The sequence below is a fragment of the Amycolatopsis sp. NPDC005232 genome, assembly GCF_040607795.1.
Lineage (GTDB): Bacteria > Actinomycetota > Actinomycetes > Mycobacteriales > Pseudonocardiaceae > Amycolatopsis.
The window spans coordinates 320,032-346,708 of record NZ_JBEXHL010000004.1 but is presented as its reverse complement, the minus strand read 5'-3'; the positions used below and the strand labels follow the sequence as shown (position 1 = coordinate 346,708).

Below are 26,677 nucleotides of genomic sequence, written 5' to 3'. Positions count from 1 at the left end.
AGGCGCACGCCATGAACCGACCGGCCCGCCTCGCGGTGGGCGTGGTCTCGGCCGGCCGGGTGGGCAGCGTCCTCGGCGCCGCACTGGGCCGGGCGGGGCACACGGTGGTCGCCGCCTCCGGCCTGTCGGCCGAGTCGCTGGCGCGGGCCGAACGCCTGCTGCCCGACGTCCCCCTGCTGCCGCCCGACGAGGTCGTCTGCCGCGCCGACCTGGTGCTGCTCGCGCTGCCCGACGACGCCCTCGAGGGCATTGTCCGGGGGCTCGTGGCGACGGAGTCGCTGCGGCCGGGCCAGATCGTCGTCCACACCTCCGGTGCCCACGGAGTCGACGTCCTGAAGCCCGCCGCGCAGGTCGGCGCGCTGGCGCTCGCGCTGCACCCCGTGCTCACGTTCACCGGCCGCGCAGAGGACCTCGAACGCCTCAGCACCGCCAGCATCGGCGTCACCGCGGCGCCCGACGACGAGGCGGCGTGGAACGTCGGCGAGGCGCTGGCCGTGGAGATGGGCACCGAGCCGGTGCGCATCCCCGAGGCCGCCCGCGCGCTCTACCACGCGGCGCTCTCGCACGGCGCCAACCACCTGATGACGCTCGTCGCCGACTGCACGGAGATGCTCCGCGAAGCCGGAATCGGGCATTCGGAACGACTCGTCGCACCACTGCTGTCGGCCGCATTGGATAATGTGCTGCGCCACGGCGACCGCGCCCTCACCGGCCCGGTGGCGCGTGGTGATCTCGGCACCGTCCGCAAGCACCTCACCGTGCTCTCGGACTCGGAGCCGGCGATCGCCCCGGCTTACCGGGCACTGGCCCGGCGCACGGCCGAGCGGTCCCGCGCCGCCGGCCTGCTCGACGCGGCGACCGCCGCCGAGCTGACCGACCTCCTCGACGACTCCGCCGAAGGGCAGACCCCGTGACCACACCGAAGTTCCAGCGCGCCAAGCTCAACGCGTACCAGCCGCCCGAGCACATCAGCCAGGTGACGCGCGCACTGCGCAGCGTCGGCCACAAGGTGGCGCTCGTGCCCACGATGGGCGCGTTGCACGCCGGCCACCGCGAGCTGATGCGCCGCGCGAAGCGCCTGCCGAACACGATCGTGGCCGCGTCGATCTTCGTGAACCCGCTGCAGTTCGGCGCGGGCGAGGATTTCGAGGCGTACCCGCGGCGCATGGAGGAGGACCTCGCGACGCTGGGCGAAGCCGGCGTCGAGCTGGCCTTCACGCCGAAGGCGAGCGACCTGTACACCGAGAACGCGATGGTCACCGTGCACCCCGGCCCGCTCGGCGACGAGCTGGAAGGCGCCGTGCGGCCCGGGCACTTCACCGGGGTGCTCACCGTCGTCGCGAAGCTGTTCAACCTGCTGCGCCCGGACTACGCGTTCTTCGGGGAGAAGGACTACCAGCAGCTGGTGCTGATCAAGAAGATGGTGGCCGACCTGAACATCGACACCCGCGTGATCGGGGTGCCGACGGTCCGCGAGCGCGACGGGCTCGCACTGTCTTCCCGCAACGTGTACCTCACGCCGGAGCAGCGGGAGGACGCCGTGGTGCTTTCCGCGGCGCTGACCGCGGGGGCGCACGTCGGCCGCGACGGGGCCGAAGCGGTGCTGGACCTGGCTCGCCGGACGCTCGCCGAGCGTCCGCAGGTGGAGGTGGACTACCTGGAGCTGAGGGGAACCGATCTCGGGCCGGCGCCCGTCGACGGTGAGGCACGGTTGTTGATCGCCGCCAGGGTGGGGAGCACCCGGCTGATCGACAACGTGGGAGTGCTGCTCGGACGGGCTGTGGACCATCCGAGTGTGGATCTGGACGCAGGGGAATAGGGAGAGTCCACGATGTACCGCACGATGCTGAAGTCGAAGATCCACCGGGCCACCGTGACGCAGGCGGATCTGCACTACGTGGGGTCCGTGACCGTAGACGAGGACCTGATGGAGGCCGCCGACCTCCTGCCGGGCGAACAGGTGTCCATTGTGGACGTCACGAACGGGGCCCGGCTCGAGACCTACGTGATCAAGGGCGAGCGCGGCAGCGGCGTGCTCGGCATCAACGGCGCCGCGGCGCACCTGGTGCACCCCGGTGACCTCGTCATCCTCATCTCCTACGGCCAGATGGACAGTGTGGAGGCGCTGAACTACGAGCCGCGGGTGATCTTCGTCGACGAGGACAACCAGATCGTCGAACGCGGAACCGACCCGGCCCACGCGCCGGAAGGGTCGGGGCTGCTGAGCGGCACCGTCACGCTGCCCGAGGAGGACACGATCGCCTTCCCCGTCGCCGAAACCGCGGACGCGCGCCGCCTCGACGCGTTGCTCCACGCGGAAAGCTAAGTCATCACTGTGATCCACTGAGTCGGCGGCGAGACCGGGGCCGCAGTAAAGGAAGTCCGCGTTGCTGCTCACCGTCGACGTCGGCAACACCAACATCGTCCTCGGCCTGTACGAGGGGCAGCGGCTCGTCGGCGACTGGCGTATGCGCACCGACGCGCGCATGACCGCCGACGAGCTCGCGCTCACCATGCGCGGCTTGCTCGGCCCGCACGCCGACGCGATCACCGGCATCAGCGCACTGTCCACAGTGCCCACCGTGCTGCGCGAACTGCGGGTGATGCTCGGGCGTTACTACTCGCGGCTGCCGAAGATCGTGGTGGAACCCGGCGTGCGCACGGGCGTGCCGCTGCTGGTGGACAACCCCAAGGAGGTGGGCGCCGACCGGCTCGTGAACACCCTCGCCGCCCACCACCTGCACGCCACGGCGTGCGTGGTGGTCGACTTCGGCACGTCCACGAACGTCGACGCCATCTCCGCCAAGGGCGAGTTCCTCGGCGGCGCGTTCGCCCCCGGGATCGACATCTCCGTGGACGCGCTCGCCTCCCGCGCCGCCGCGTTGCGCAAGGTGGAGCTCGTGCCGCCGCGGTCGGTCATCGGCAAGAACACCGTGGAATGTCTGCAGTCCGGCATCCTCTACGGCTTCGCGGGCCAGGTCGACGGCCTCGTCAAACGCATCGTGCGTGAGCTGCGCAGCGAGGAAACCGAGCCGGTCGCGGTGATCGCGACCGGCGGCCTCGCGCCGTTGGTGATCGGCGAATCGGAGACGATCAAGGAACACGTCCCCGATTTGACGTTGCTGGGCTTGCGGTTGGTCTACGAACGCAACGTGCGCTAGATCTTCGCCAGGAATTCCTCCCACGTGCGGGTGCCGGTTTCCGCGTCGAGGTTGAGGTTGTCGCCCGAGCGGTAGGCGCGGCCGGCCTTGCCCGGCAGACGGATGGGCAGCTTGGGGCGGCGTTTTCCGCTGGCCCGCAAGTAATCCTCGACGAGTTCGCGCATGGCGTAGACCTTCGGGCCCGCCAGGTCGGGAACGCGGCCGGCAGGCGCGCCGAGGGTCAGTTCGGCGAGGCGAGCCGCGACGTCGTGGGCATCCACCGGCTGGAACCGCATGCCGCCCGGCACGGGGACGACGGGCAGTTTCGCGGCGGCGCGCACGGCGTCGAGGCAGAAGCCGTGGAACTGGGCGGCGCGCAGGATCGTCCACGGCAGACCCGAGGCGATCACGGTCTTCTCCGCCTCGAACTTGCGCGTGAAGTAGCCCAGCGGCACGCGGTCCGCGGCGATCACCGAGATGAGCACGAAGTGGCCCACCCCCGCGCGCTTGGCGGCTTTCACCAGGTTCGCGGTGGCCACGTCGTCGCCTTTGGGCCCGCCGGCCAGGTGCAGCACCACGTCCACGCCGTCGATCGCGGCGTCGAGGCCTTCACCGCTGAGCAGGTCGCAGGCGAAGTACTCGATGCCGTCGGCGGGTTCGTGGGCGTGCCGGCTCAGGACGCGCAGCTTCGCGTCCCGCAGCAGCGGGGTGACGAGGGTGCCGAGCGTGCCGGTGCCGCCGGTGACGAGGATCGTGCTCATCGGGTTCCTCCGTTCCGGTCACGTGACCGGGATTGTCGGTGTCTACTTCGGTGAACCCGCGCGACGGAGGAATGTGACACGTGGACGAAAAGGCCTGGTTGGCGCAGCAGTTCGAGGAGAACCGCCCGCGGCTGCGTGGCGTCGCGTACCGGATGCTGGGCTCGCTGAGCGAGGCCGAGGACGCCGTGCAGGAAGCGTGGCTGCGGCTCGACGGCGTGGACTCGGCCGGGATCGAGAGCTTGCCCGCCTGGCTCACCACGGTCGTCTCGCGCCAGTGCCTCAACCAGCTGCGCACGCGCGAACGCCGGCGTGAGGACTCGCTCGACGCCGAGGTCTTCGAGCGCGGCGACGACTTCGACCTCGAGGCAGAAGCGCAGCTCGCCGACTCGGTGGGGCTCGCGTTGCTGGTCGTGCTCGACTCGCTGGGCCCGGCCGAGCGCATCGCGTTCGTGCTGCACGACATGTTCGCGGTGCCGTTCGAGGACATCGCCGTGATGCTCGACCGCACGCCGGCCGCCGTGCGCCAGCTGGCCAGCCGCGCCCGGCGCCGGGTCCGGGGCGAGCAACCGGCCGCCGACGTCACGCGCAGCCGCCGGGCCGTCGAGGCCTATCTGGCGGCCGCGCGCGGCGGCGACTTCGAGGCGCTGCTGCAGCTGCTCGACCCTGACGTGGTGCTGCAGGCCGACGCTGCCGTTTCGGGAGCTCCGGCGCCCGTGGTGCTGCGCGGCGTCCGCAGCGTGAGCAAGGGCGCGCTGCTCGCGTCCGACCGGGCTCGCGGCACGCAGGTCGCGCTGGTCGACGGCCTGCCCGCTCTGGTGCTGGCCCCACGCGGCCGTCTCGAGGTCGTGCTCACGTTCACCTTCGACGGCGACCGCATCACGGCGATCGACGTGATCGGGGATCCGAAGCGGCTCAGCGCGCTGGAGATCACCGTTCCCTAGTTCAGCACCTTCAGGCCCACAACCCCCGCGACGATCAGCACCAGGCATGCGATGCGGCCGATCGTCGCGGGGTCGTGGAGCGCGAGGATGCCGTACAAGCCAGTGCCCACGGCACCGATACCGACCCACACGACGTAACCGGTTCCGAGGGGAATGCTCCGCAAGGCGTACGCGAGACCACCCATGCTGGCGATGAGGGCGACGACGAAAAGAACACTCGGTCCCAGTTTTGTGAAACCCTTGGTGGCCGACAGCGCCGCCGCCCAGACGGTTTCCAGAAAGCCCGCGACAACGAGAACAACCCAAGCCATGATCAAGACCTTTCGCAGTGATGAATCCACTGCGCCGTCTTGTCCTGACCGGGTACGACGCTCTCGTCCGGGACGCCCGAGTGGCGCCGAATCCGACGCTAGCACCACCCAGCGCGCCCGGATGGTGATCTTCGCCGCCACCGACAACTCAGCTCTTGCGCGCGCGGAACACCGTCGTCACCAGGGGGTAGTCGAACTCGCCCGCGCCCGCCTCCGGCACCGCCAGGAGATATTCGCGCGCGGCAGCCAGTGCGGCGTCGCGTTCGGCCGGTTCGGCGACCAGGAAGTTGGAGTGCGTGCTGATGGTCGCGAGCAGCGAGTCGATCGTGCGGCGGTGCGTGTGCGGGAACTCGTGGTCCTCGAACGGCTCGAAGCCGGCTGCCGACAGGCGCTCGTTATCGTCGCGGAACAGGCGGCTCACGCCCGTGCGCACGAGCCTCGCGAACTCGACCACCCACTCCACCGTCGTGTCGTCGTGGTTCCACAGCGCCACGACGACCCCGCCCGGGCGCAGCACGCGGCGGATTTCCGCGAACGCGGGCTCCAGATCGAACCAGTGCAGAGCCTGTCCGATGAACACCGCGTCGACGGACTCGTCGGCCAGCGGGATGTCCTCGGCCTTGCCCATGAGCGCCGTCGTGTCCGGCAGCAGCTTGGACAGCTGGGCGAGCATGCCCTCGTCGGGCTCGACCGCGGTCACGGTGAGGCCGAGGTCGACCAGCCCCTGCGTGAGCTTTCCGGTGCCGGCGGCGAGGTCGAGCACGTCGCGCGCGTCGTGCGTGGCGCCGGCGAGCCCCCATTCCACAGCGGCCTGCGGGTAGTCGGGCCGGTGCTCCGCGTAGGCGGCGGCGTGGCCGCCGAACGACGAGGCGCGGCGGGCGTGGAGTTCCTGGTCATATGTGGGATCGGTCACGAGAACCGAGACTAATACGGGAAAAGGCAGCGCCGGTGCCTCGAAGGGTAATCCGGTTGGCGTCGCCGACCAGCGGGTTCGTACGCTATGGGCCATGACCGAATTCCCCGCGCCCGACGCGCTGCCCGAAGACGACCTGCCCGAACAGATGCGGGTGCGCCGGGACAAGCGCGACCGGATAATCGCGGAGGGTGTCGATCCTTACCCCGTTGAGGTTCCCCGCACTCACTCGCTCGCCGAGATCCGGGCCGCGCACACAGATCTGGCACCCGACACCGCCACTGGTCAGACGGTCGGCGTCACCGGCCGGGTGATGTTTCTGCGCAATACGGGCAAACTGTGTTTCGCCACTCTTCGTGAGGGCGACGGCACGGAACTGCAGGCGATGCTCAGCCTCGCGAAGGTCGGTGAGGGGTCGCTCGCGTCGTGGAAGAGCGATGTCGATCTCGGTGACCACGTATTCGTCGCCGGCGAGGTGATCACTTCCAAGCGCGGTGAGCTTTCCGTGATGGCCGACAAGTGGCAGCTCACGTCGAAGGCGCTGCGGCCACTGCCCAACACGCACTCCGACCTCGCCGAGGAAACGCGAATCCGGCAGCGTTATGTCGACTTGATTCTGCGCGATCGGGCCCGCGATGTGGTGCGCACTCGCGCCGGCGTGGTGCGTTCGCTGCGCGAGTCGTTCCACCGCCGCGGATTCACCGAGGTCGAGACGCCGATGCTGCAGACGCTGCACGGCGGCGCCGCGGCCAGGCCATTCGTCACGCATTCGAATGCGTTCGACCTCGAGCTGTACCTGCGCATCGCGCCGGAGCTCTACCTCAAGCGCTGCGTGGTCGGCGGGATCGAGAAGGTTTTCGAGATCAACCGCAACTTCCGCAACGAGGGCAGCGACTCCTCGCACTCGCCGGAGTTCGCGATGCTGGAGTACTACGAGGCCTACGCCACGTACGACACGAATGCCGTGATGACCCGCGAACTCATCCAGGAGGCCGCGGAGAACGTGCTGGGCACCCAGGTCGTCACCCTCGTCGACGGAACGGAGTACGACCTTTCCGGCGAATGGACGACACTCGGCATGTACGAGTCGCTGTCGGAGGCATTGGGTGAAGAAGTGTCACCCGAGACTCCCGCCGAGCGGTTGCACAAGATCGCCGAGGCGCGCGAGATCGAGGTGGACCCGAAGCTCACCCACGGCAAACTTGTCGAAGAACTGTGGGAACACCTCGTGGGCGACGATCTCACCGCGCCCACATTTGTGCGTGATTTTCCGCTCGAGACATCCCCTCTGACCAGGCAGCACCGCAGCCGGGCCGGGGTCGCGGAGAAGTGGGACCTCTACGTGCGCGGTTTCGAACTCGCCACGGGTTACTCCGAGTTGGTGGATCCGGTCGTGGAGCGGGAGCGCCTCACCGAACAGTCCCTCCTGGCGGCACAGGGTGATAGCGAGGCCATGCGTCTCGACGAGGATTTCCTTCGCGCTCTGGAGTACGGAATGCCGCCGAGCGGCGGTGTCGGAATGGGAGTCGACCGGCTGCTCATGGCTCTGACCGGTCTCGGTATCCGGGAGACGATCCTCTTCCCCCTCGTGCGGCCTGAATAACCCCACCCGACGGTAGGAACCGGCGGGGTTTATCTCAAACGAGATTTGCACGCCGGGGGATGAGCGAGTATTAATGTGAGTGACAAAGACTTCTGTCCCGGGGCTCGCCCCGTAACCAGATCATTCGCGTAAGCCCCGCAGGAGGAATCAGATGGCACAGAAGGTGCTCGTCTCCCTGGTCGATGACCTCGACGGCAGTGAGGCCGAAGAGACCGTCGAGTTCGGTTTGGACGGTGTGACCTACCAGATCGACCTCTCCTCGGAAAACGCCGAAGAGCTGCGCGACGCGCTGGCCCAGTACGTGGAGCACGCTCGCCGCGCCGGCGGCCGCAAGCGTGCCGCGCTGCGCCCGATCGCGGGTGCGAAGGCCTCGGCCCGCCCGGCCACGGTCGACCGCGAGCAGAACCAGGCCATTCGCGCCTGGGCGCGCAAGAACGGTTTCGCGGTTTCCGACCGGGGCCGGATCCCGTCGGAGGTCGTGGAGGCCTACCACCAGAAGAACTGAGGGGCACAACGAGGAGGCGGCCGCCGGATTGTTTCCGGCGGCCGTTTTGCTTGTCCGGTTTCTGTCCGGTCGGATTGATCCCGGGGCGTTCGGCGACTTCAGCGGCTTGTGTTCAGTGCGGCGGAGTGTTCAAGAACGCTCGTTCTGCGCCGGTGCGGCTCGGCGAGCCGACCGGGCGAACTCGCCGGGCGAGGATCCGGTCACCGCACGGAAATCGCGGGTGAAGTGAGGTTGATCGCTATAGCCGAGCCGGGCGGCGAGGTCCGCGAAATCGGGACTTCCGGCGTCGGCGAGGTCGCGCGCGGCGTCGTTCAGGCGGTATATCCGGATCGCCCACTTGGGCGTGCAGCCGACGTGTTCCGCGAAGAGCCGCTGAAGTGCACGTGCGGACAAGCCGGCGCTCGTGGCGAGTTGATCGACGCGCGTGATTTCCGGATCCCCCGCGATTGTTTCCACCATCGCGGCGGCCGTCCGCGCGGCGGGCGGAAGAGCCGAGTGCTTTGCGATCAGCATGTTGTCGACTGCAGCGATCATTTCCTGATCGCCGCTCGCATTTCGCACCGATTCGGCCGCTTCGGTGCCGCCGCGGCCGAAGACGTCCTCCACTGGTACGGAGCGGTCCGTGAGGATCCGCACGGGCGCGCCGAGGAACGGGCGGAAACACCCCGGCCGGAACCGTACGCCGAGGCCGTGCGCGCGGCCCTCGAGCCGGTGCGTGAACAGGGTGTGGCCCGGGCCGTAGACGCCGCACGCGCCGGGGAAGAAGGTCACGTGCACCGCGATGTTGGGCAGTACGTGCTGGTCGTGGAAGCCGTCGAGATCCCAGTGCAGCACCCAATGGTAGTCGACGAATTCTGTGAGCGCGGGCGCCGGCGCGTGACGGGCGAGCGTGAACTTCGTGCGGGCCACGTGCTCGTCGACGATGCCGCGTGGGATCCGGCGCATGCGCTTCACGCTAATGCGTCGCGTTCGTTCAAGACGACCGTCACCCGCCGTGCTTGGCTTCGCGGATGACCGACCACTCAGCCCTGCTGCACCCGGCCGCGGCCGAGTTCCTGCGTGTGGCACCCGCCGCGAAACCGCTCACGGCGCCCACCCCGTGCACCGGCTACGACGTGCGCGACCTGCTCAACCACCTGCTCTACTGGGGCCCCTGGCTCGTGGCCGCCGGCCGGCGCGAGACGTACACGGCGACCGGCACCGAAGCCGACGCCGCCCTCGTCGGCGAAGACTGGCTCGCAACACTGGGGAAGCAGACCGAAGACCTCGTCGAAGCCTTCGCGCCCGCCGCCGCGTGGGAAGGCCTGGTGACGCTCGGCTCGGCCACGATGCCCGCGGCCGTCGTCGGCGACATGGTGCTCGGCGAGTTCGTGATCCACGGCTGGGACCTCGCCCGCGCGGCCGGCACGCCGCTGACCTGCAGCGACGAGGCCGCGGAAGTCGTGCGCGCGTCCGCCGTCGCCATGGGCGAGCAGGCGAGGGCGATGGGCGTCTACGGCCCCGAGGTACCGGTTCCGGCCGGCGCTCCGGCGCTGAACCGCGCGCTGGGCGCGTCGGGCCGCAACCCGGCCTGGCGTGCGTGACCTGCGCTTATCGCGAGCAGACGCGCGGGCATTCCTCGCACTCGGCCTCGCCCGGCAGCAGGTAGGAGAAGCAGCAACTCTCCCGCCGCCGTTCCCAGGCACGGTGCCCTTCGGCGTCCACGGCCATGCGCAGGGTCGAGGCGGAGGTCAGCGGGCGATACCGGTCGTCCAGCACCAACGCGGCGTCGGCGACACCGGCGCCTTCCGCGTCCGGCGTCCCGCCCTGACGGCCGGCCCACCACAGCGAGTTGTCCAGCGCGTCGGTGGCCGCGGCCCACAACATGCGGCGGCCCAGCCGGCTGCTCGGCGCGTACGCGCGCACGAAACGTGTGGCGTGCGCCACGAACTGGGCGCGCAGCACGCCGGCCAGTGCGCGTTCGTCGGCCACGACCGTGGCTTCCGGGCGAGCGGAGCCGGGGTCGGTGGGCAGGCAGTAGAAGCTGTCGCCCAGCACGGCCATGCCCTCGGGGTGCGGACGGTCGTCGCCGAGGCCGAAGGCGAGCTGCTCGGGTTTGAGTGACGGCACCCGGCGTTCGTGGTGCAGCAGTAGCGCGCCGACGTACGCGGGCACGTGCAGGTACCACGACGTGACGTAACTCGCGGCCGTGCGCTCGGGCGCGGCGCCGTGGTTGTGGAGAAGCCACTTTTCCAGCCGTTCACGCCATTCGGTGAAAAGCTCGGGGTGTTCGAGCAGCTCGGCACAGTGGAACCACCCGGTCGGGACGTCTCGCCGCAGCTCACCGCGCTCCTGTAGCCCCCCGACCCGCAGGAGCGAACTGGTGAGGCCGTCTCCGACGTCGCTCGCATCCCTGGAAGACCGCTGCTGGTTCACCGCGGCCTCCTTACCGACCGAGCTGATTAGGCGTGCCTAACCTTACAGAGATTTCGCGGTTGCGCCAATCGGGTGCCCACCTGGTGGAAACGGCCAGCTCCCGGATGTGTTCGCGCTGAGCGGACAGGGGGGTGCGGGCGGAATCCGAACGCGGGGCCGTACGTTCGAGAAGAAGTAAAGGTGCAGGGCAACCGGATGTTGGATGGTGACCGGACGGGTCGCCGGCCGGGTGTTGAAAGGCCACCGCAAGCCGTAGTGGTACGCAAGCGCGACCGCTTGGCTACTACAGTGGTCTCACGGTGCTGTCCGACGCGGGTGTGAATCCGCGCCGGCAACGGGCCGCCGACGCAGCAGTCGAGGGAGTGCGCATGTTTGAGAGGTTCACCGACCGCGCGAGGCGGGTGGTCGTCCTGGCCCAAGAAGAGGCCCGGATGCTCAACCACAACTACATCGGCACCGAGCACATCCTCCTGGGTCTGATCCACGAGGGTGAGGGTGTCGCCGCCAAGGCGCTCGAGTCGCTGGGCATTGCCCTCGAGGGAGTGCGCCAGCAGGTCGAAGAGATCATCGGCCAGGGTCAGCAGGCGCCGAGCGGGCACATCCCGTTCACGCCTCGGGCCAAGAAGGTGCTTGAGCTGTCGCTGCGCGAAGCGCTGCAGCTCGGCCACAACTACATCGGTACCGAGCACATCCTGCTCGGCCTGATCCGCGAGGGTGAGGGCGTCGCCGCACAGGTGCTCGTCAAGCTCGGCGCGGACCTCAACCGGGTGCGCCAGCAGGTGCTGCAGCTTCTGTCGGGTTACCAGACCGGCGAGAAGTCCACCGAGAGCGGCTCGGGCCGCGGCGAGGGCACCCCGTCGTCGTCGCTGGTGCTCGACCAGTTCGGCCGCAACATGACCGTGCTCGCCCGCGAGGGCAAGCTCGACCCGGTCATCGGGCGCGGCAAGGAGATCGAGCGGGTCATGCAGGTGCTGTCCCGCCGCACCAAGAACAACCCGGTGCTCATCGGCGAGCCGGGCGTCGGCAAGACGGCCGTCGTCGAGGGCCTTGCCCAGAGCATCGTCAAGGGCGAGGTGCCCGAGACGCTCAAGGACAAGCAGCTCTACACGCTGGACCTGGGCTCTCTGGTCGCCGGCTCCCGCTACCGCGGTGACTTCGAAGAGCGCCTGAAGAAGGTGCTCAAGGAGATCAAGACCCGCGGCGACATCATCCTGTTCATCGACGAGCTCCACACGCTCGTCGGCGCGGGTGCGGCCGAGGGTGCCATCGACGCGGCTTCGATCCTGAAGCCGATGCTGGCTCGTGGTGAGCTGCAGACGATCGGTGCGACCACGCTCGAGGAGTACCGCAAGTACATCGAGAAGGACGCCGCGCTGGAGCGCCGCTTCCAGCCGATCCAGGTCGGCGAGCCGTCGCTCGAGCACACGATCGAGATCCTCAAGGGCCTGCGCGACCGGTACGAGGCGCACCACCGCGTCTCGATCACCGACTCGGCGCTGGTCGCGGCGGCCACGCTGGCCGACCGCTACATCAACGACCGGTTCCTGCCGGACAAGGCCATCGACCTCATCGACGAGGCCGGCGCCCGCATGCGCATCCGCCGCATGACCGCGCCGCCGGACCTGCGCGAGTTCGACGAGAAGATCGCCGACGTCCGCCGCGACAAGGAGTCCGCGATCGACGCGCAGGACTTCGAGCGGGCCGCGCGCCTGCGTGACGAGGAGAAGACCCTCCTCGGCCAGAAGGGCGAGCGCGAGAAGCAGTGGAAGGACGGCGACCTCGACGTCGTCGCCGAGGTTGACGACGAGCAGATCGCGGAGGTGCTGGCCAACTGGACCGGCATCCCGGTGTTCAAGCTCACCGAGGAGGAGACCACCCGGCTCCTGCGCATGGAGGACGAGCTCCACAAGCGCATCATCGGCCAGGAGGACGCGGTCAAGGCCGTCTCCCAGGCGATCCGCCGTACGCGTGCGGGTCTGAAGGACCCGAAGCGCCCGTCGGGCTCGTTCATCTTCGCCGGCCCGTCCGGTGTCGGTAAGACCGAGCTGTCCAAGGCGCTGGCGGCCTTCCTGTTCGGCGAGGACGACGCGCTCATCCAGATCGACATGGGTGAGTTCCACGACCGCTACACCGCTTCGCGGCTCTTCGGTGCCCCTCCGGGCTACGTCGGCTACGAAGAGGGCGGGCAGCTGACCGAGAAGGTGCGGCGCAAGCCGTTCTCGGTGGTGCTCTTCGACGAGATCGAGAAGGCGCACCAGGAGATCTACAACACGCTCCTGCAGGTGCTCGAAGACGGCCGCCTCACCGACGGCCAGGGTCGCACGGTCGACTTCAAGAACACGGTCCTGATCTTCACCTCGAACCTGGGCACCTCGGACATCTCCAAGTCCGTGAGCCTCGGCTTCTCCTCCGGAGCGGACATCACCAACCGCTACGAGAAGATGAAGCAGAAGGTCAACGAGGAGATGAAGAAGCATTTCCGGCCCGAGTTCCTGAACCGGATCGACGACATCATCGTCTTCCACCAGCTCACGCAGGAACAGATCATCATGATGGTCGACCTGATGATCGGGCGGGTGGAGAAGCAGCTCAAGGCCAAGGACATGGAGATCGAGCTGACCGAGAAGGCCAAGGCCCTCTTGGCCAAGCGGGGCTTCGACCCCGTGCTCGGCGCGCGGCCCCTGCGTCGCACGATCCAGCGCGAGATCGAGGACCAGCTGTCGGAGAAGATCCTCTTCGGCGAGATCGAGGCCGGTCAGATCATCCTGGTCGACGTCGAGGGCTGGAGCGGCAACCCCGAGGACCGCGACGACGAAGCGCACTTCACCTTCCGCGGTGAGAAGCGCCCGTCCTCGGTTCCGGACGCGCCGCCGGTCAGCATCGGCGCCTCGGAGCACGACACCGAGAGCGACTGATCACCCGCAGTATTTGAGAAAGCGCAGTACCTGAGAAGGGCGGTTCCCCCGGGGAGCCGCCCTTCTCCGTATTGTCGAAGTCATGGGGGATTCCCGGCTGACCAAGCACCTTCAAGCGGCCACGGCGCTGTCGCTGCTGAGCGACCGCCAGCTCGTCGAACGCCTCGAAACGGCCGAAGTCGTCTCCCGAGGCATCGGCGGCACCGGCGTGCGGCTCGACGTCGACGGCACACCCGTGTTCGCGAAGTGCATGCCGTTGACCGCGCTCGAACGCGAGCACCCGCACGACACAGCCAACCTCTACGACCTGCCGACGTTCTGCCACTACGGCGTCAGTGGCTCGCCCGAGGGCTCTGCATGGCGCGAGCTGGCGCTGCACACCATGGCCACCGGCTGGGTCCTCGGCGGCGACTGCGAGCACTTCCCGCTGCTGCACCACAGGCGCGTGCTGCCGGTGCGCGCCGGCCGGGTGCCGGACCAGCCGCTCGAAGCGGACGTCGAGTACTGGGGCGGCTCCGCGCCCGTGCGCCGGCGGCTGGAGGACCTGGAGGCCGCCGACACGAGCTTGGTGCTGTTCTGCGAGTACTTCCCGACGACGCTGCACCTGTGGCTCAAGGAGCACCTCGACGAGGCGGACCGCGTCGAGCAGCAGCTGTTCGAGACGGCCGCTTTCCTTCGTGAGCAAGGCGTTCTGCATTTCGACACGCACTTCGGCAACTACCTCACCGACGGCTCGCGGATCTACCTCACCGACTTCGGGCTCGCGTTCGCCACGCGGTTCGACCTCAGCGCCGAGGAGCGCGCGTTCGCCGAGCTCAACGTCGAGCACGACGAGGCGTACCTGGCCATGCACCTGACGCAGTGGCTGGTCACGGAGGTCCACGGCACCTGGGACCGCGCCGAACGGCGCGCCGCGGTCCGCCGCGCGGCCGCCGGGGAGCTGCCGCTGCCGGAACCCGTGGCGTCGGTGGTCGCGCGGCACGCGAAGACGGCTGTGGAGTTCACCGACTTCTACGACCGGCTCCGGGTGGACCGGGAGGCGCCGTTCCCGAGTCTCAGTTCAACGTTCCGGCGCTGACGTCGAGGTCGTCGGCCGTGGTCAGCGCGGCCGTGATCACGGCGTCCAGCGCGGTCGCCGACAGCCGCACGTCGAGTGACGGCCCCGCCTCGACCTGCTCCGGCGCCGACGGCACGTGGACGAACCCGCCCCGCACCGCCGGGAAGTCGTGCGCGAGCAAGTGCATCAGGCCGAAGAAAACCTGGTTGCACACATAGGTTCCCGCCGTGTGCGACACCGCCGCGGGCACGCCCTCGGCCTGGATCGCCGCCACGGCCGCCTTGACCGGCAGCGTGGTGAAGTAGGCCGCCGGCGCGTCGGCGATCACCGGCACGTCGATCGGCTGGGCGCCCGCGTTGTCGGGGATCCGCGCGTCGATCAGGTTGATCGCCACCCGCTCCGGCGTGACGGCGACGCGTCCGCCGGCTTCTCCCGCGCACACCACGAGACTCGGCCGGTGCTCCTCGATCGCCGCACGCAACGCCGGCAGCGAGGCCTCGAACTCCACCGGCAGCTCCACGGAGATCACGTCGTCGCGTCGCGAGGCCACCAGCAGCGCCGCCTGCCAGGAGGGGTTCACGGCGGAACTGCCGAAGGGAGCGAATCCCGTGAGCAACACAGTCATGCCGAAAGACAATCACGAAAATCCGTGAGGGCTTCCCCCGGGTGGTGGGGGAAGCCCTCACGGGTCAACAGATCAAGCAGCCGGTTTCAGGTCGCCCGGGTAGAGGTACTGATCGGACGGCTTGCCCGCGCCGTAGATCCAGGCGTCGAAGAAGCCCTGCAGGTCCTTGTGCGACACGGACTCGCAGTACTTCTGGAACTCCTGCATGCTCGCGTTGCCGTTGCGGTGCAACGAGTTCCACGTCTTGAGCACCTTGTCGAACGCGGCCTCGCCCATGTACTTGCTCAGGGCGTGCAGCGCGACCGGGCCCTTGGAGTACACGTAGGTGAACTCGTTGCCCGGGCCCATGTCGTAGAGCTTGCCGTTCCAGAACCGGTCGGACGCGGTGGCGACCTGCTGCCGGTACTGGTCGTCGAGGTTCACGCCGTTCTTGGCCTCGTCCCAGAGCCAGGTGGCGTAGGAGGCGAAGCACTCGTTGAGGCAGACGTCCTTCCAGTGGTCCACGGCCACGGTGTCGCCGTACCACTGGTGGGCGTTCTCATGGACGATCGTGTCGACGTTGCCCGCGCGGCCGGAGTAGATCGGCCGGCTCATCGTTTCGAGCGAGAAGCCGATGGGCTCGGCCAGGTAGATGCCGCCCGCGGCGTCCACGGGGTACTTGCCGAACTTCGACTCCAGGAAGTCGAGGATCTCCGGCAGTCGCGCGTCGGCCTGCTTGGTCGAATCGGGCGTGCCGGGCGCGAACGCGCTGACGATCGGCGTGCCGTCCTTGCGCTTGCGCTTGTCGAACGTCCACTTGTCGATGGCGACCGTGGTCATGTACGGCACGGCGGGCGTGGTCTCGGCCCACACGTGCGTGGTGCCCTTCGAGGTCTTGTGCGTGCCCAGCTCACGGCCGTTGGCGATCACGCCCCACTCGTCGGGGACGGTGATGGCCAGGTGGAACGTCGCCTTGTCGAGCGGGGTGTCGTTCACCGGGTACCACGTGCTGGCCGACTTAGGCTCGCCCGCGGCGAACGCGCCGCCGTCCTTGGCGTACTGCCAGCCGTTGTTGCCCAGCAACGGGTCGCTGATCGGGGCCGGCACGCCGTGGTAGGTGATCACGGTGCGGAACGGCAGGCCGCGCAACAGTGGCAGCAACGGCGTGATGGTCAGCTCGTGGTCACCGCTGCGGGTGAACTTGGCCTTGAGGCCGTTGACCTTCACCGAGTCGACGGTGAGGCCCTTGAGGTCGAGGTTGAACGAGCTCAGCGTCTGGGTGGCCCGCGCGCTGATCGTCTGCACGCCGGTGAGCTGGTGGCTGTCCGGCGCGTAGGTTACGGCGAGGTCGTAGTCGGCGACGTCGTAGCCGCCGTTGCCGTCTTGCGGGTAGTAGCTGTCGCCCGCTCCGTCGGCACCCGGGGTGCCCCAGCCGTACCCGTCCTGCCCCGCGGAGGCGATGCCGCCGCCCAGGCTCAGCGCGGCCAGCGTGGCGACGACCGTCACTGCCGGGCGACGCCAGCGGTGCTGCAGTCTCATAAACGCTCCTGTCTGCTGCTCGGGAAACCGTTTGCAACGTATCGCCGCGAAGGGCCGTTGATGGCGACTGGTGGTGTTTTGTCCTGAAAGTCCACACTTCCGTCGGTTCCCCTGCGGCCGTTCGGACCCGTCCTCAGCATCCGTCTGGAAAGCTGGTGCCATGCGCGTGGCGCTACTGGGTCCGCTGCGGGCGGCCTGCGACGACGGCACCCCGGTGGACATCGGCGGTGCGCGCCTTCGCATGCTCTTGGCCCGGCTCGCGCTCGACGCCGGCCGCGCGGTGCCGGCCGAGGTGCTCATCGACGGCCTGTGGGGCACCGAGCCGCCGGCCGACGCCGCCAACGCGCTGCAGTCGCTGGTCTCGCGCCTGCGCCGCGCGCTGCGGCCGGCCCAGGCCGAGCTGGAGTCCGGCGCCGGCGGCTACCGGCTCGCGCTGGCCCCGGACACCGTCGACGCGCACCGGTTCGAGCGGCTCGCGGCCGAGGGCCGCCGGGAGCTTTCGGCGGGCCGCGACTCGCGCGCGGCCGAGCTGCTGCGCACTGCTCTGGACCTCTGGCACGGCGCCGCGCTGGCGGACGTGCTCGACGCGCCGTTCGCCGCCGCGCCCGCGACGCGGCTGGAGGAGCTGCGCACGGAGGCCGCCGAGGATCGCTTCGACGCCGAGCTGCGCCTGGGCCGCCACGCCGACGTGCTCGCCGACCTCACCGCGGCCGCCGAGGCCCACCCGTTGCGCGAACGGCTCGCCGGCCTGCGCATCCGCGCGCTGTGCTCGGCCGGACGCCAGGCCGACGCGCTCGCCGCGTACAGCACGATCCGCGCGACGCTGGCCGACGAGCTGGGCGTGGACCCGTCGGCCGAGCTGCAGGAGATCCACCTGCAGGCGTTGCGCGGCGAGCTCGCGCCCGTCGCGACGGTCACCGACCGGCTACCGGTGCGCCTCACGAGCTTCGTCGGCCGCGGCGACGAGCTCAAGCAGCTGTCGGAGCTGCTCGACGGCTCCCGGCTCGTCACGCTCGTCGGCCCGGGCGGTGCGGGCAAGACGCGCCTGGCGACCGAGGCCGCGGCGCGCCACCCGGCGCACGGGCCCGGGCGCGTGTGGTTCGTGCCGCTCGCCGGTGTCCGCGACGCCGACGACGTGCTCGGCGCGCTGCTCACCGCGTTGGGGATCCGCGACATGCGCGCCACCGAAACCGAGGTGCTGCGCAAGCCGATCGACCTGTTCGAGCATGCCGTCGAGGCGCTGAGCGGCGGCGAAACCCTGCTGGTGCTGGACAACTGCGAGCACGTGGTCGAGGTCGCCGCGCAGCTGGCCGACGACCTGCTGCGCCGCGTGCCGGCGCTGCGCATCCTGGCCACCAGCCGCGAACCCCTCGCCATCACCGGCGAGGCGCTGTGCCCGCTCGGCCCGCTGCCCGTGCCGGCCGAGTCGACGCCGCCGGGCGAGGTGGGTGCGCTCGACTCCGCGCGCCTGTTCCTCGACCGCGCCATCGCCGTGCGGCCGGACTTCACGCTCGACGAGTCCACAGTGGACGCCGTGACGCAGATCTGCCGCCGCCTCGACGGTATGCCGCTGGCGCTGGAGCTGGCGGCGGCGCGCCTGCGTTCGATGCCCGTCACGAGTATCGCCGAACGCCTCGACGACCGCTTCCGCCTGCTCACCTCCGGCAGCCGCACGGCCCTGCCGCGGCAACGCACGCTGCGCGCCGTCGTGGAGTGGAGCTGGGACCTGCTCACCGACGCGGAGCTCGCCCTGGCGCGGCGGCTGGCCGTGTTCGCGGCGACGTTCGACGAGGACGCCGTGACCGCCGTCTGCGCCGACGGTGAGCTCGTGGGCGCCGAAGACGTGGTGTACGTGCTGGGTTCCCTCGTCGAGAAATCCATTGTGGACACCGTCGGCGGGCGGTACCGCATGCTGGAGACGCTGCGGGTGTACGCCACCGAGCGGCTCACCGCGTCGGGGGAGACCGAGCGGCTGCGCGCGGCCATGGTGCGCTACTTCGTAGACCTCGTCGAACGCACCGAGCCGCTGCTGCGTACCCGCGAGCAGCTCACGGCCATCACGATCTTCGAGCACGAGAACGACAACCTCACCGCCGCGCTGCGCGGCGCCATCGAGTCCGAGGACGTGGATTCCGCCGGCCGCCTGCTCTACGGCATGTTCTGGTACCTGTCGATCCTGGGCCAGAGCGAACGCGCGGAGCGCTTCGTGGTCGACGTGCTCGCCTTCGGCGACCGCCTGGCGCCCGACGTATCCGCCAGCCTGCGGCTGAGTCAGCTGATGATGCACATGATGACCGGACCGCAGGCGCTGGCGGACGCCGCTGACCTGATCGAGGAGTGCGTGCGCACGGGCGCGGTGAAGGGCAATCCGTGGCTCGCGCTCGCGGTGCCGATGGTCGCGTTCCTCAGCGGCCACCGCGACGTCGCCCGCCGAGAGATCCAGCGCGCCATCGACGGTGACGACGCGTGGGGCCGGGCCGCCGGGAGCTGGGCCGAGAGCTTCCTGCTCGCCGACGAGGGCGACCTGGAGGGTTCTGCCCGCGCCCGCGAGCAAGCCCACGCCGGTTTCCTCGAGATCGGCGACCGCTGGGGCCTGGCGATGACGTTCAGCTTCCGCGCCGCCAGCCTGTCCCAGCGCGGTGACCACGCCGGGGCCATCGCGGCATACACCGAAGGCCTGCGGCTGGCGATGGAGCTCCGGTCGCACGACGACGTCATCCAGCAGTGGTGGCGGCTCGCCGTGGAACGCTCGCGCAGTGGCGATTACGCAGGCGCGTGGCGCGAGCTGACCGCGGCAGAACGCTATGCCGAGAACAGCGGGATCCGGCAGCTGAGCCTGATCCTCGCGTTCGGTCGGCTGGAACTGCTGATCCGCGAGGGCCGGCTCGACGAGGCGCGGACCGTCGGCGAGCACATCTCGCGAAGCCGGGACGACTGGCCGTTCCCCGGCAACTTCGAGGACGAGTGGTTCGGCATGGTCAACGCCAGGATCGCGTTGGCGGCGGATAAACCGGACGAAGCCGCGCCGCACGCCGCGGCCGCCATCCGCTCTACTGTGGAGCGCGTCGACATGCCCGACGTGGCGAGGATCGTGGAAGTCTTCGCGGAGATCCGCTACAAGCAGGGTCACTTCGAGACGGCGGCGCGCGCGTTGGCGCTGACCGCGTTGATCCGTGGCGAGTTCGACCTCGGGAGCCCGGAAGTGCTCGCGCTGATCGCCGGGCTCGAGGAGAAGCTGGGCGCGGATCGTTACGCGGAGATCGTCGTGGACACTCGCGCGATGGATCGAGCCGATGGAATTACCTGGCTCGCCGAGGAAGCCGGCTTCTGACGAGCTCGGCCCCCTCCACCACCCCCGCGGTGAAGGGGACCGAGTGCCCCCATTTTCTGTTGTGGTCCTTTTTCGACAGTCGCTCAGACCCGGCGGCGGTAGGCCCAGGTCGCAAGCGGGAAGAACACCACCACGGCCCCGACCATCCACGCCAGCGCCCCGCCGAGCGGTCCGGCGACCGCGCCGCCGTTCATCAAGCCCCGCAACGCGTTGGCCATCAGGCTCACCGGGCTGATGTCCGCCCAGGCCCGCAGCCACCCCGGCATCGTGGCGGTGGAGACGAACACGTTGCTGCCGAAGGTGAGCGGCATGATGAACACGAACATCAGGCCCTGTGCGGCACCCGGCGACTTCATCAGCATCCCGACGAACACCGAGCCCCAGCAGAAGCACAGCCCGAACGCCAGCACCAGCAGGATCGCGGCCAGGAATTGCATCGGCCCCGTCTCGATGCGGTAGCCCATCACCATCGCGACGACCATCAGCACGGCCAGGCACACGACGTAGCGCACGAGGTCCGCCAGCACCGCGCCGACCAACGGCGCCGAGCGCGCGATCGGCATGCTGCGGAAGCGGTCGAACACGCCCTTGGTGACGTCGGTGTTCAGCTGCACGCCCACGGTCAGGCTGGCCTGCAGGATGTTCATCACGATCAGGCCGGGCACCAGGCTCTGCAGGTAGTTCGAGATGGACCCGCCCAGCGCGTTGCCGAACAGGTAGGTGAACATCAGCAGGAAGATGATCGGCATCAGCGTCACATCGGCCAGCTGCTCCGGGTTCTTGCGGATTTTCAGGATTCCGCGCCAGGCCAGGGAAAGCGCGTGCTGCGTGCCTTTCACCGGGCTGATGCGGCGGGGCGGATCGAGCGCGAGCGTGGTCACGCGAGGCTCCCTTCGAGCTGGGCGTCGGCAGTGGTCGGTTCGGCGGAGTGGCCGGTCAGGGCCAGGAACACCTCGTCGAGGCTCGGCAGCCGCAGCGCGAGCTCGTCGGAGGTGATGCCGGCCTCGTCGAGCTTGCGCACGAGCGTGGACAGCAGCACCGGGTCGGAAACCGGTGCGGTGAGCAGGCCCGTGTCGTTGTCTCGCGTCGGCCGGACGCCTGTGAGCTCGCCCAGGATGCGGGCGACGGCGTCGAGGTCGGCCGGCGACGTCGGGCGCACCTGCAGTGTCTGGCCGCCGACGCGGCGCTTGAGCTCGTCGGCGCGGCCGTCGGCGACCACGTGGCCGTGGTCGAACATGGTGATCTTGTCGGCCAGCTGGTCGGCTTCCTCCAGGTACTGCGTGGTGAGCAGCACCGTCGCGCCGTCGGCGACGAGGCCGCGGACCACGGCCCACACCTCGTTGCGGGCGTGCGGGTCGAGCCCGGTGGTGGGCTCGTCGAGGTAGAGAACCTCGGGCCGCCCGACGAGGCTGGCGGCGAGGTCGATCCGCCGGCGCATGCCGCCGGAATAGGTGCGGATCGGGCGCTTGGCGGCGTCGGACAGCTCGAAGCGCTCCAGCAGCTCCTTCGCCCGGGCCTTGGCGTCGGTCCGCGACAGGTCGAGCAGCCGGCCGATCAGCACCAGGTTCTCGATGCCGTTGAGGTCCTCGTCGACGGACGCGTACTGGCCCGTGAGCCCGATCAGCGAGCGCACCCGCACCGGGTCCTGCACCACGTCGAAACCCCCGACCGTGGCGTGCCCGGCGTCGGGCTTGATGAGTGTGGCCAGGATGCGCACGGCCGTCGTCTTGCCCGCGCCGTTGGGCCCGAGCACCCCCACCACCTTGCCGAACGGGACCTCCAGATCCACCCCGTCCAGCGCCTTGGTCTCCCCGAACTGCTTGACCAGGCCCTCGGCCTTGATCGCAAACGACATGTGGTCCTCCTCCTGCTGTCGCCCTCCGAGCAACACAGTGGACGGCCGACCTGTCAGGGCGCGCACAGCCCGCTGACAGCGCCTGTCGCGGACCTGTCTTCCGCTGTCAGGAGTTGCGGAGGTGTTGTGGAGGTGCGGTGTCCGGGGCGCGCTCGCCCGGTCGGAGTCGGCATACTCGGCCCATGGTGATCAACGACCGGGTGCGGGCGCGGCCACGGAACCAGCTGGTCACGGGCGTTTTGCTGCTGTTCGGCGTGCCCCTGCTGGCGATCGCGGCCCTGCGCACGGTCGGGTACGACGGCGGCTGGTACACGCTCGTGCTGCTCGCGCTCACCCCGTACGCGGTCGTGTACGGAGCGCTGCTGGGCGGTGTTTCGCTGGTGCTGCGCCGGTGGTGGACCGGCGGAATCGCGCTGGCGCTGGCGATTCTGCTGGCCGTGTTCGTGGCGCCGCGCGGGATGGCCGACGAGCAACCGGCCGTGGCGGGGAAATCGCTGCGCGTGATGTCGGCGAACCTGTACCTCGGCCGGGCCGACGCTGCCGCGATCGTGAAGCTGGTGCGCGACAACCGGGTCGACGTGCTGACCCTCGTGGAGATGACGTCGGCCGAAGTGTCCGCTTTGGACAAGGCGGGGCTGTTCGGCCTGCTGCCCTACCGGGTGCTGCACGCGGCGCCGGGCGCGGACGGGTCGGGCATCGTGTCGCGCTACCCGCTCACCGAGGAGAACTATACGGGCGATTCCACCGCGAAGCAGCCCAGCGCGGAAGCCGACCTCGGCGGCGGCACGGTGGTGGAGCTCGTCGCGGTGCACCCGCAGTCGCCGGACACGGGCGTCGACCAGCGGGAACGCGAGACGAAGGACCTTTCGCGCGCCGCCGGCGAGCACGGCCTGCGCATCCTGGCCGGCGACTTCAACGCGACCCTCGATCACGCGGCCCTGGCCACCGTGCTGTCGCGCGGCTACCACGACGCCGCCGACGAACGCGGCGACGGCCTGCAGCCCACGTGGCCCGCCGATGCCACGCCGCTCGTTACGCTGGACCACGTGCTAGTGGACAAGCGTGCGGCCGTCGAGGACTACCGGGTGTTCGACGTGCCTGGAACCGACCACCGCGCCGTGTACGCCCAGGTGCGGTTGCCGTGACGATCTCGCTGCGTCCGGTCTCGGGCCCGGGCGAATACCCGGAGCTGCTGGCGATCTGGCGCAGTGCGGTCGAGGCGACGCACGATTTCCTGACCGCCGCCGACGTTTCGTTCTACGCTTCGCGGGTGCCCGGGTACTTCCCGCAGGTGGAGCTGACCGTGGCCACTGTGGACGGTGTCGCCGCGGGGTTTTCCGGGATCGCTTCCGGGAGCATGGAAATGCTGTTCGTGCACGCCGATCACCGCGGCTCGGGGGTCGGGTCCGCGCTGTTGCAGGCGGCTTTGTCGGCGTCTCCATCGCTGACGCTCGACGTCAACGAGCAGAACTCGCAGGCGCTCGGGTTTTACCTGCACCACGGGTTCGTCATCACCGGCCGCTCGGCGACGGACTCCGAGGGCCGGCCGTTCCCGTTGCTGAACCTCAGGCGAGCTTGAGCAACGACTGCAGCGCGCCGGCCGCGATCGAAACGCCGCGGCCGTGGCGGATCTGCGGCTCGCGCGGGTTGATGCGCACGAGCGCGCCCGTCGCGGCGCTGGCCAGCTCGGCGTAGCGGCGGACGGTCGGCACGGCCTGGCCCGCGCCGACCTCGACCACGGTGAGGTCGCGCCGGCCGCGGCGCCACGCGGTCAGCTCGTCGAGCTGGGCCTGGCTGCGCGTCGGGACCCACTCGAAGTCGCCGAACATCAGGATGTTGGGCCGGGCGAGGCCACCGCAGTGCGGGCAGCTCGGCAGGGGCGGGCGGGCGCGCATGGTCGTTTCGTCGAGGTCGACGTGGACGTCGGTGGCCGGCCAGATGTCGTCCGTGCAGCCGTCGAGGCACTGCAGGTGGTGGATGGACCCGTGGGCCTCGGCGACGTGGCCGAAGCCCGCGACCTGGAACTGGCCGTCCACATTGGACGTGAAGACACGGACCCCGCCGGGCTTCCGTTCGCCCCATTCGCGCAGCAGCTCGAAACCCCGGTGCGGCACCGTCTTCCGGTACAGGTCGAGCCGGTGGCCGTAGAAGCCCCAGGCCAGCTCGGGGTCGTCGGCGAAGTGCCGCGGGTCGGCCAGCTCCTCGAAGCTGAGACCGAGCCCGGCGTATCGCGGGTACGCGCGCCAAAAGCCCTCGTCGCCGCGGAAATCGGGCAGGCCGGAATCGACGCCCATCCCGGCGCCGGCGCACACGAGCAGCGCGCCGGCACCGTGGATCAGTTCGGCCGCTCGGGCGAGGTCGTCACTCACCCGGCTTCGAAGCCTGGACGACCTCGAACTCGAGCAGGCTCGCACCCGACGACACCGGCTTCGCGCGCTCGCCCGCGTGGGCCTCGCGCGCGGGGCCGGCCGCCCACGCCTGGTAGTGCTCCTCCGACTCCCACTTCGTGTAGACGAAGTAGCGCGTCTCGCCGGAAACCGGGCGGAGGAGCTCGAAGCCGAGGAACCCGGCCTGGCTGTCGACGGCGTGCAGCCGCGCGGCGAACCGCTTCTCCAGCTCGGGGCCGGCGCCTTCGGGGACCTCGATCGCGTTGATCTTCACCACTGCCATGGCTCCAGCCTACTTCCGTCTTCCGTGCGAGAAAGTGGTAGTAACTGTCAAATAGTTGTGGCTATCATGTTTGGGTAGGCATTCGTGGGATGGGGGCACACATGCGGGTTCTGATCTCGGGGGCGAGCATCGCCGGCCCGGCGCTGGCGTTCTGGCTGCACCGCTACGGCATCGAGGCGACGTTGGTCGAACGCGCGCCCGCGCCGCGGCCGGGTGGGCAGGCCGTGGACCTGCGCGGCGTGGGGAAAGTCGCCGCGGATCGAATGGGCCTGCTGGAGCAAATCCGCGCCGCCTGCACCGACACGGGTGGCCTGTCTCTCGTCGACGCCTCGGGCCGCCGTCGGGCCACCCTCACCGTCGACCAGTTCGGCGGCGACGGCCCGATCGCGGAAATCGAAATCCTCCGCGGGGACATCGCTCGTGTCCTTCGGGAGGCGACGGACAACGAATACCTCTACGGCGACCGGATTGTCTTGCTCGACGAGCAGCCCGACGGCGTCCACGCCACTTTCGAATCTGGCGGCTCCCGGGTCTTCGACGCCGTGATCGGCGCCGACGGTCTCCACTCAGGGGTGCGCTCTCTGCTGTTCGGCGACGTGCCGTTGCAGCACCTGGGCCGCTACCTGGCGTTTTGGACCGCGCGCAACCACCTGGGTCTGGAGAACTGGTCGCTGGTGCACAACGCGCCGGGCCGCAGCATCGGCGTCCGCACGATCAACTCGAACCAGGCCTTCATGGCCTTCGCGTCGTTCCATGCCGACGACCTGCACCACGACTACCGGGACATCGGCTGGCAGAAGTCTTTGGTGCGTTCCCGGCTGTCGGGCTTGGGCTGGGAGACCACTGAGCTGGTGTCGCAGCTCGACGACGCCGCCGACTTCTACTTCGACTCCGTCAGCCAGGTCCACCTCCCGTCGTGGTCGGCCGGCCGCGTCGGCTTGCTCGGTGACGCCGCCTTCTGCGCCTCACCCTCGTCCGGCCAAGGCACCAGCCTGGCGCTGGTCGGCGCCTACGTCCTGGCCGGCGAGCTCGCGGCCGCGCCGGATGTCCCTGCCGCATTGGCGGCGTACGAGAACCGCCTCCGGCCGTGGGTCCTGGCGAACCAGAAGATGGGCCGCACCAACGCGCGCGCCGGGTCGCCTTCGAGCGCCCTTGGCGTTCGCCTGCAGCAGATAGGCATGCGTCTTCTGCCGCACCTGCCGGAGCGCCTGCTGTTCGGCTCGATGCTCGCGGTGCTGAACGGCTTCGATCTGCCGGACTACTCGCGGTACCTGACGTCGGTGGCCTGACTGGGCGCTAGTCGTCGGCGGCGAGTACATCGCCGGTCTCAGGATCGGTGTCGACCTCTCGACCGTCGTCGCGAATCCACCAGCCCATGTCCGTCACCTCCTCACCTTCGAGGCGAAGCCGGAGGCTTTAGCCGAAGAACCGAGCGAGCAGCATCACGTTGGTGAACGCCGCGTCCATTGCCGCGGGACTGGTCTCCAGGCGCCACAACGCAAGCGTGCCGGTGCCCAGCTCGGCGGCGATCTCGTCCCGGCTTCGCCCGGCGCGCGTGCGCAGTTCGTGCAGCTGCTGCTGCAATCGCCACGCTTCGGCCATTGCGTGCGCGTCGGCCGGATCCTCGCCGTGCGGCATGCGCTGACGCCACGGGAGTTTCCGCGTGCTCGGATCGTCCTCGACGAGCAGCACCCGAACGCCACGGCCCAGTACGCGGGCATACGCGTCGAGCAGCGGCAACGCACTGGTGGTCATCGCTCGTGTCCTGATCCCGAAGATCGCGGCGTGGCCGATGCCCAACACCCGCGCCGCGTCACGGAAAGTCCACCCGTCCGCCTGTCGGATCTCGTCGAGGCGCTCCAGTGCCGCGCCGAGCTGATCGAGAACAGTGGGCTGCTCCGTGGCCGTCAACCACGCCTCCGGAAGCAGGGCCGGCAATCACGCGCCCGGTCTCGTCCGTCGTCCAACTCTTGTGACAGCTCGGACCGAAACGCCCACCGCCCAGGGATCGGGTACCGCTCCCGCGAACACTGTGGTTTCAGTACGTCCAACGCGAGATCCTCGGTCTGCGCTCGCAAGTACCGGTGGTTCCGCGTGTCCTTCGCCCAGAAATGCAC

At 69.5% G+C, this 26,677-nt stretch carries 26 protein-coding genes and 1 riboswitch; of the genes, 14 read left to right on the top strand and 12 right to left on the bottom strand.

The features are described from left to right. The first annotated feature begins 11 nt into the window (after positions 1-11). The 4 genes from ABZU76_RS11120 (at position 12) to ABZU76_RS11105 (ending at position 3,161) form a co-directional block, all read left to right on the top strand. Positions 12-914 carry a DUF2520 domain-containing protein gene (locus tag ABZU76_RS11120; RefSeq protein ID WP_354867468.1) on the top strand — a complete coding sequence of 301 codons (903 nt, stop codon included), beginning with the start codon at positions 12-14 and terminating at the stop codon, positions 912-914. Next, positions 911-1,819 carry a pantoate--beta-alanine ligase gene (panC, locus tag ABZU76_RS11115; RefSeq protein WP_354867465.1) on the top strand — a complete coding sequence of 303 codons (909 nt, stop codon included), beginning with the start codon at positions 911-913 and terminating at the stop codon, positions 1,817-1,819. The genes ABZU76_RS11120 and panC overlap by 4 nt, the downstream gene beginning before the upstream one ends. Positions 1,820-1,831: 12 nt before the next feature. Further along, a complete protein-coding gene (panD, locus tag ABZU76_RS11110; RefSeq protein WP_220244802.1) occupies positions 1,832-2,326 on the top strand; it encodes an aspartate 1-decarboxylase in 495 nt (164 codons plus the stop codon). A 61-nt stretch (positions 2,327-2,387) separates the two neighbouring features. Next, complete coding sequence (locus ABZU76_RS11105) at positions 2,388-3,161, top strand: type III pantothenate kinase (RefSeq protein ID WP_354867462.1); 774 nt, start codon at positions 2,388-2,390, stop codon at positions 3,159-3,161. Here the strand turns inward: ABZU76_RS11105 and ABZU76_RS11100 are convergent. Next, a complete protein-coding gene (locus tag ABZU76_RS11100) occupies positions 3,158-3,901 on the bottom strand; it encodes an NAD(P)H-binding protein (protein WP_354867459.1) in 744 nt (247 codons plus the stop codon). The genes ABZU76_RS11105 and ABZU76_RS11100 overlap by 4 nt on opposite strands. An 80-nt stretch (positions 3,902-3,981) precedes the next feature. Between ABZU76_RS11100 and ABZU76_RS11095 the strand changes: the two genes are divergently transcribed. After that, a complete protein-coding gene (locus ABZU76_RS11095) occupies positions 3,982-4,842 on the top strand; it encodes a sigma-70 family RNA polymerase sigma factor (protein WP_354867457.1) in 861 nt (286 codons plus the stop codon). Here ABZU76_RS11095 and ABZU76_RS11090 read toward each other — a convergent pair. Further along, the gene (locus tag ABZU76_RS11090; protein ID WP_354867454.1) at positions 4,839-5,153 is read right to left on the bottom strand and encodes an SMR family transporter; all 315 of its coding nucleotides are present in this window, start codon (positions 5,151-5,153) and stop codon (positions 4,839-4,841) included. The two genes, ABZU76_RS11095 and ABZU76_RS11090, sit on opposite strands and share 4 nt — an antisense overlap. Before the next feature lie 28 nt (positions 5,154-5,181). After that, positions 5,182-5,244, bottom strand: a riboswitch (guanidine-III (ykkC-III) riboswitch). Positions 5,245-5,301: 57 nt separating this feature from the next. Continuing rightward, positions 5,302-6,066 (bottom strand): class I SAM-dependent methyltransferase, encoded by a 765-nt coding sequence (locus tag ABZU76_RS11085; protein ID WP_354867451.1) that lies wholly within the window; start codon positions 6,064-6,066, stop codon positions 5,302-5,304. A gap of 94 nt (positions 6,067-6,160) precedes the next feature. Here ABZU76_RS11085 and lysS point away from each other — a divergent pair, with 94 nt between their 5' ends. Beyond that, a complete protein-coding gene (lysS, locus tag ABZU76_RS11080) occupies positions 6,161-7,669 on the top strand; it encodes a lysine--tRNA ligase (RefSeq protein WP_354867448.1) in 1,509 nt (502 codons plus the stop codon). Between the two features lie 151 nt (positions 7,670-7,820). Beyond that, positions 7,821-8,174 (top strand): Lsr2 family protein, encoded by a 354-nt coding sequence (locus ABZU76_RS11075; protein ID WP_220244795.1) that lies wholly within the window; start codon positions 7,821-7,823, stop codon positions 8,172-8,174. A gap of 129 nt (positions 8,175-8,303) precedes the next feature. Here ABZU76_RS11075 and ABZU76_RS11070 read toward each other — a convergent pair whose 3' ends face one another. After that, positions 8,304-9,083: a helix-turn-helix domain-containing protein gene (locus ABZU76_RS11070; RefSeq protein WP_354867445.1), complete on the bottom strand. Its 780-nt coding sequence runs from the start codon at positions 9,081-9,083 to the stop codon at positions 8,304-8,306. A 101-nt stretch (positions 9,084-9,184) separates the two neighbouring features. Here ABZU76_RS11070 and ABZU76_RS11065 point away from each other — a divergent pair, with 101 nt between their 5' ends. Continuing rightward, positions 9,185-9,757 carry a TIGR03086 family metal-binding protein gene (locus ABZU76_RS11065; RefSeq protein ID WP_354867443.1) on the top strand — a complete coding sequence of 191 codons (573 nt, stop codon included), beginning with the start codon at positions 9,185-9,187 and terminating at the stop codon, positions 9,755-9,757. 7 nt (positions 9,758-9,764) lie between these two features. Here ABZU76_RS11065 and ABZU76_RS11060 read toward each other — a convergent pair whose 3' ends face one another. After that, positions 9,765-10,589: a (2Fe-2S)-binding protein gene (locus tag ABZU76_RS11060; RefSeq protein ID WP_354867441.1), complete on the bottom strand. Its 825-nt coding sequence runs from the start codon at positions 10,587-10,589 to the stop codon at positions 9,765-9,767. A gap of 368 nt (positions 10,590-10,957) precedes the next feature. On the opposite strand from ABZU76_RS11060, the gene ABZU76_RS11055 reads away from it, so the two are divergent. Further along, the gene (locus ABZU76_RS11055) at positions 10,958-13,504 is read left to right on the top strand and encodes an ATP-dependent Clp protease ATP-binding subunit (RefSeq protein WP_354867439.1); all 2,547 of its coding nucleotides are present in this window, start codon (positions 10,958-10,960) and stop codon (positions 13,502-13,504) included. An 82-nt stretch (positions 13,505-13,586) separates the two neighbouring features. After that, the gene (locus ABZU76_RS11050; RefSeq protein WP_354867437.1) at positions 13,587-14,582 is read left to right on the top strand and encodes a hypothetical protein; all 996 of its coding nucleotides are present in this window, start codon (positions 13,587-13,589) and stop codon (positions 14,580-14,582) included. Here ABZU76_RS11050 and pcp read toward each other — a convergent pair. Further along, the gene (gene pcp / locus ABZU76_RS11045) at positions 14,560-15,186 is read right to left on the bottom strand and encodes a pyroglutamyl-peptidase I (RefSeq protein WP_354867435.1); all 627 of its coding nucleotides are present in this window, start codon (positions 15,184-15,186) and stop codon (positions 14,560-14,562) included. The two genes, ABZU76_RS11050 and pcp, sit on opposite strands and share 23 nt — an antisense overlap. 72 nt (positions 15,187-15,258) lie before the next feature. After that, entirely contained in the window at positions 15,259-16,704 is a 1,446-nt protein-coding gene (locus tag ABZU76_RS11040) for a M1 family metallopeptidase (protein WP_354867432.1), read from the bottom strand. A 160-nt stretch (positions 16,705-16,864) separates the two neighbouring features. Between ABZU76_RS11040 and ABZU76_RS11035 the strand changes: the two genes are divergently transcribed. Continuing rightward, complete coding sequence (locus ABZU76_RS11035) at positions 16,865-20,035, top strand: BTAD domain-containing putative transcriptional regulator (protein WP_354867429.1); 3,171 nt, start codon at positions 16,865-16,867, stop codon at positions 20,033-20,035. 83 nt (positions 20,036-20,118) lie between these two features. Here the strand turns inward: ABZU76_RS11035 and ABZU76_RS11030 are convergent, their stop codons facing one another. Together ABZU76_RS11030 and ABZU76_RS11025 are read right to left on the bottom strand one after the other, a co-directional pair. Next, a complete protein-coding gene (locus ABZU76_RS11030) occupies positions 20,119-20,916 on the bottom strand; it encodes an ABC transporter permease (RefSeq protein WP_354867427.1) in 798 nt (265 codons plus the stop codon). Continuing rightward, positions 20,913-21,890 (bottom strand): ATP-binding cassette domain-containing protein, encoded by a 978-nt coding sequence (locus ABZU76_RS11025; protein WP_354867424.1) that lies wholly within the window; start codon positions 21,888-21,890, stop codon positions 20,913-20,915. Before ABZU76_RS11025 ends, ABZU76_RS11030 begins: the two co-directional genes overlap by 4 nt. Before the next feature lie 182 nt (positions 21,891-22,072). Between ABZU76_RS11025 and ABZU76_RS11020 the strand changes: the two genes are divergently transcribed. Beyond that, positions 22,073-23,035, top strand: a complete 963-nt coding sequence (locus ABZU76_RS11020; protein ID WP_354867421.1) for an endonuclease/exonuclease/phosphatase family protein — start codon at positions 22,073-22,075, stop codon at positions 23,033-23,035. Further along, complete coding sequence (locus ABZU76_RS11015; protein ID WP_354867419.1) at positions 23,032-23,469, top strand: acetyltransferase; 438 nt, start codon at positions 23,032-23,034, stop codon at positions 23,467-23,469. The genes ABZU76_RS11020 and ABZU76_RS11015 overlap by 4 nt, the downstream gene beginning before the upstream one ends. On the opposite strand, the gene ABZU76_RS11010 is transcribed toward ABZU76_RS11015, so the two are convergent. Beyond that, positions 23,456-24,259, bottom strand: coding sequence for a Sir2 family NAD-dependent protein deacetylase (locus tag ABZU76_RS11010; RefSeq protein WP_354867416.1), 804 nt, complete (start codon positions 24,257-24,259; stop codon positions 23,456-23,458). The two genes, ABZU76_RS11015 and ABZU76_RS11010, sit on opposite strands and share 14 nt — an antisense overlap. Beyond that, the gene (locus ABZU76_RS11005; RefSeq protein WP_220244783.1) at positions 24,252-24,560 is read right to left on the bottom strand and encodes an antibiotic biosynthesis monooxygenase; all 309 of its coding nucleotides are present in this window, start codon (positions 24,558-24,560) and stop codon (positions 24,252-24,254) included. The genes ABZU76_RS11010 and ABZU76_RS11005 overlap by 8 nt, the downstream gene beginning before the upstream one ends. Before the next feature lie 101 nt (positions 24,561-24,661). On the opposite strand from ABZU76_RS11005, the gene ABZU76_RS11000 reads away from it, so the two are divergent. After that, positions 24,662-25,849 (top strand): FAD-dependent monooxygenase, encoded by a 1,188-nt coding sequence (locus ABZU76_RS11000; RefSeq protein ID WP_354867413.1) that lies wholly within the window; start codon positions 24,662-24,664, stop codon positions 25,847-25,849. Positions 25,850-25,976: 127 nt separating this feature from the next. Here the strand turns inward: ABZU76_RS11000 and ABZU76_RS10995 are convergent, their stop codons facing one another. After that, a complete protein-coding gene (locus ABZU76_RS10995) occupies positions 25,977-26,471 on the bottom strand; it encodes a hypothetical protein (protein ID WP_354867411.1) in 495 nt (164 codons plus the stop codon). Positions 26,472-26,677 lie beyond the last annotated feature (206 nt).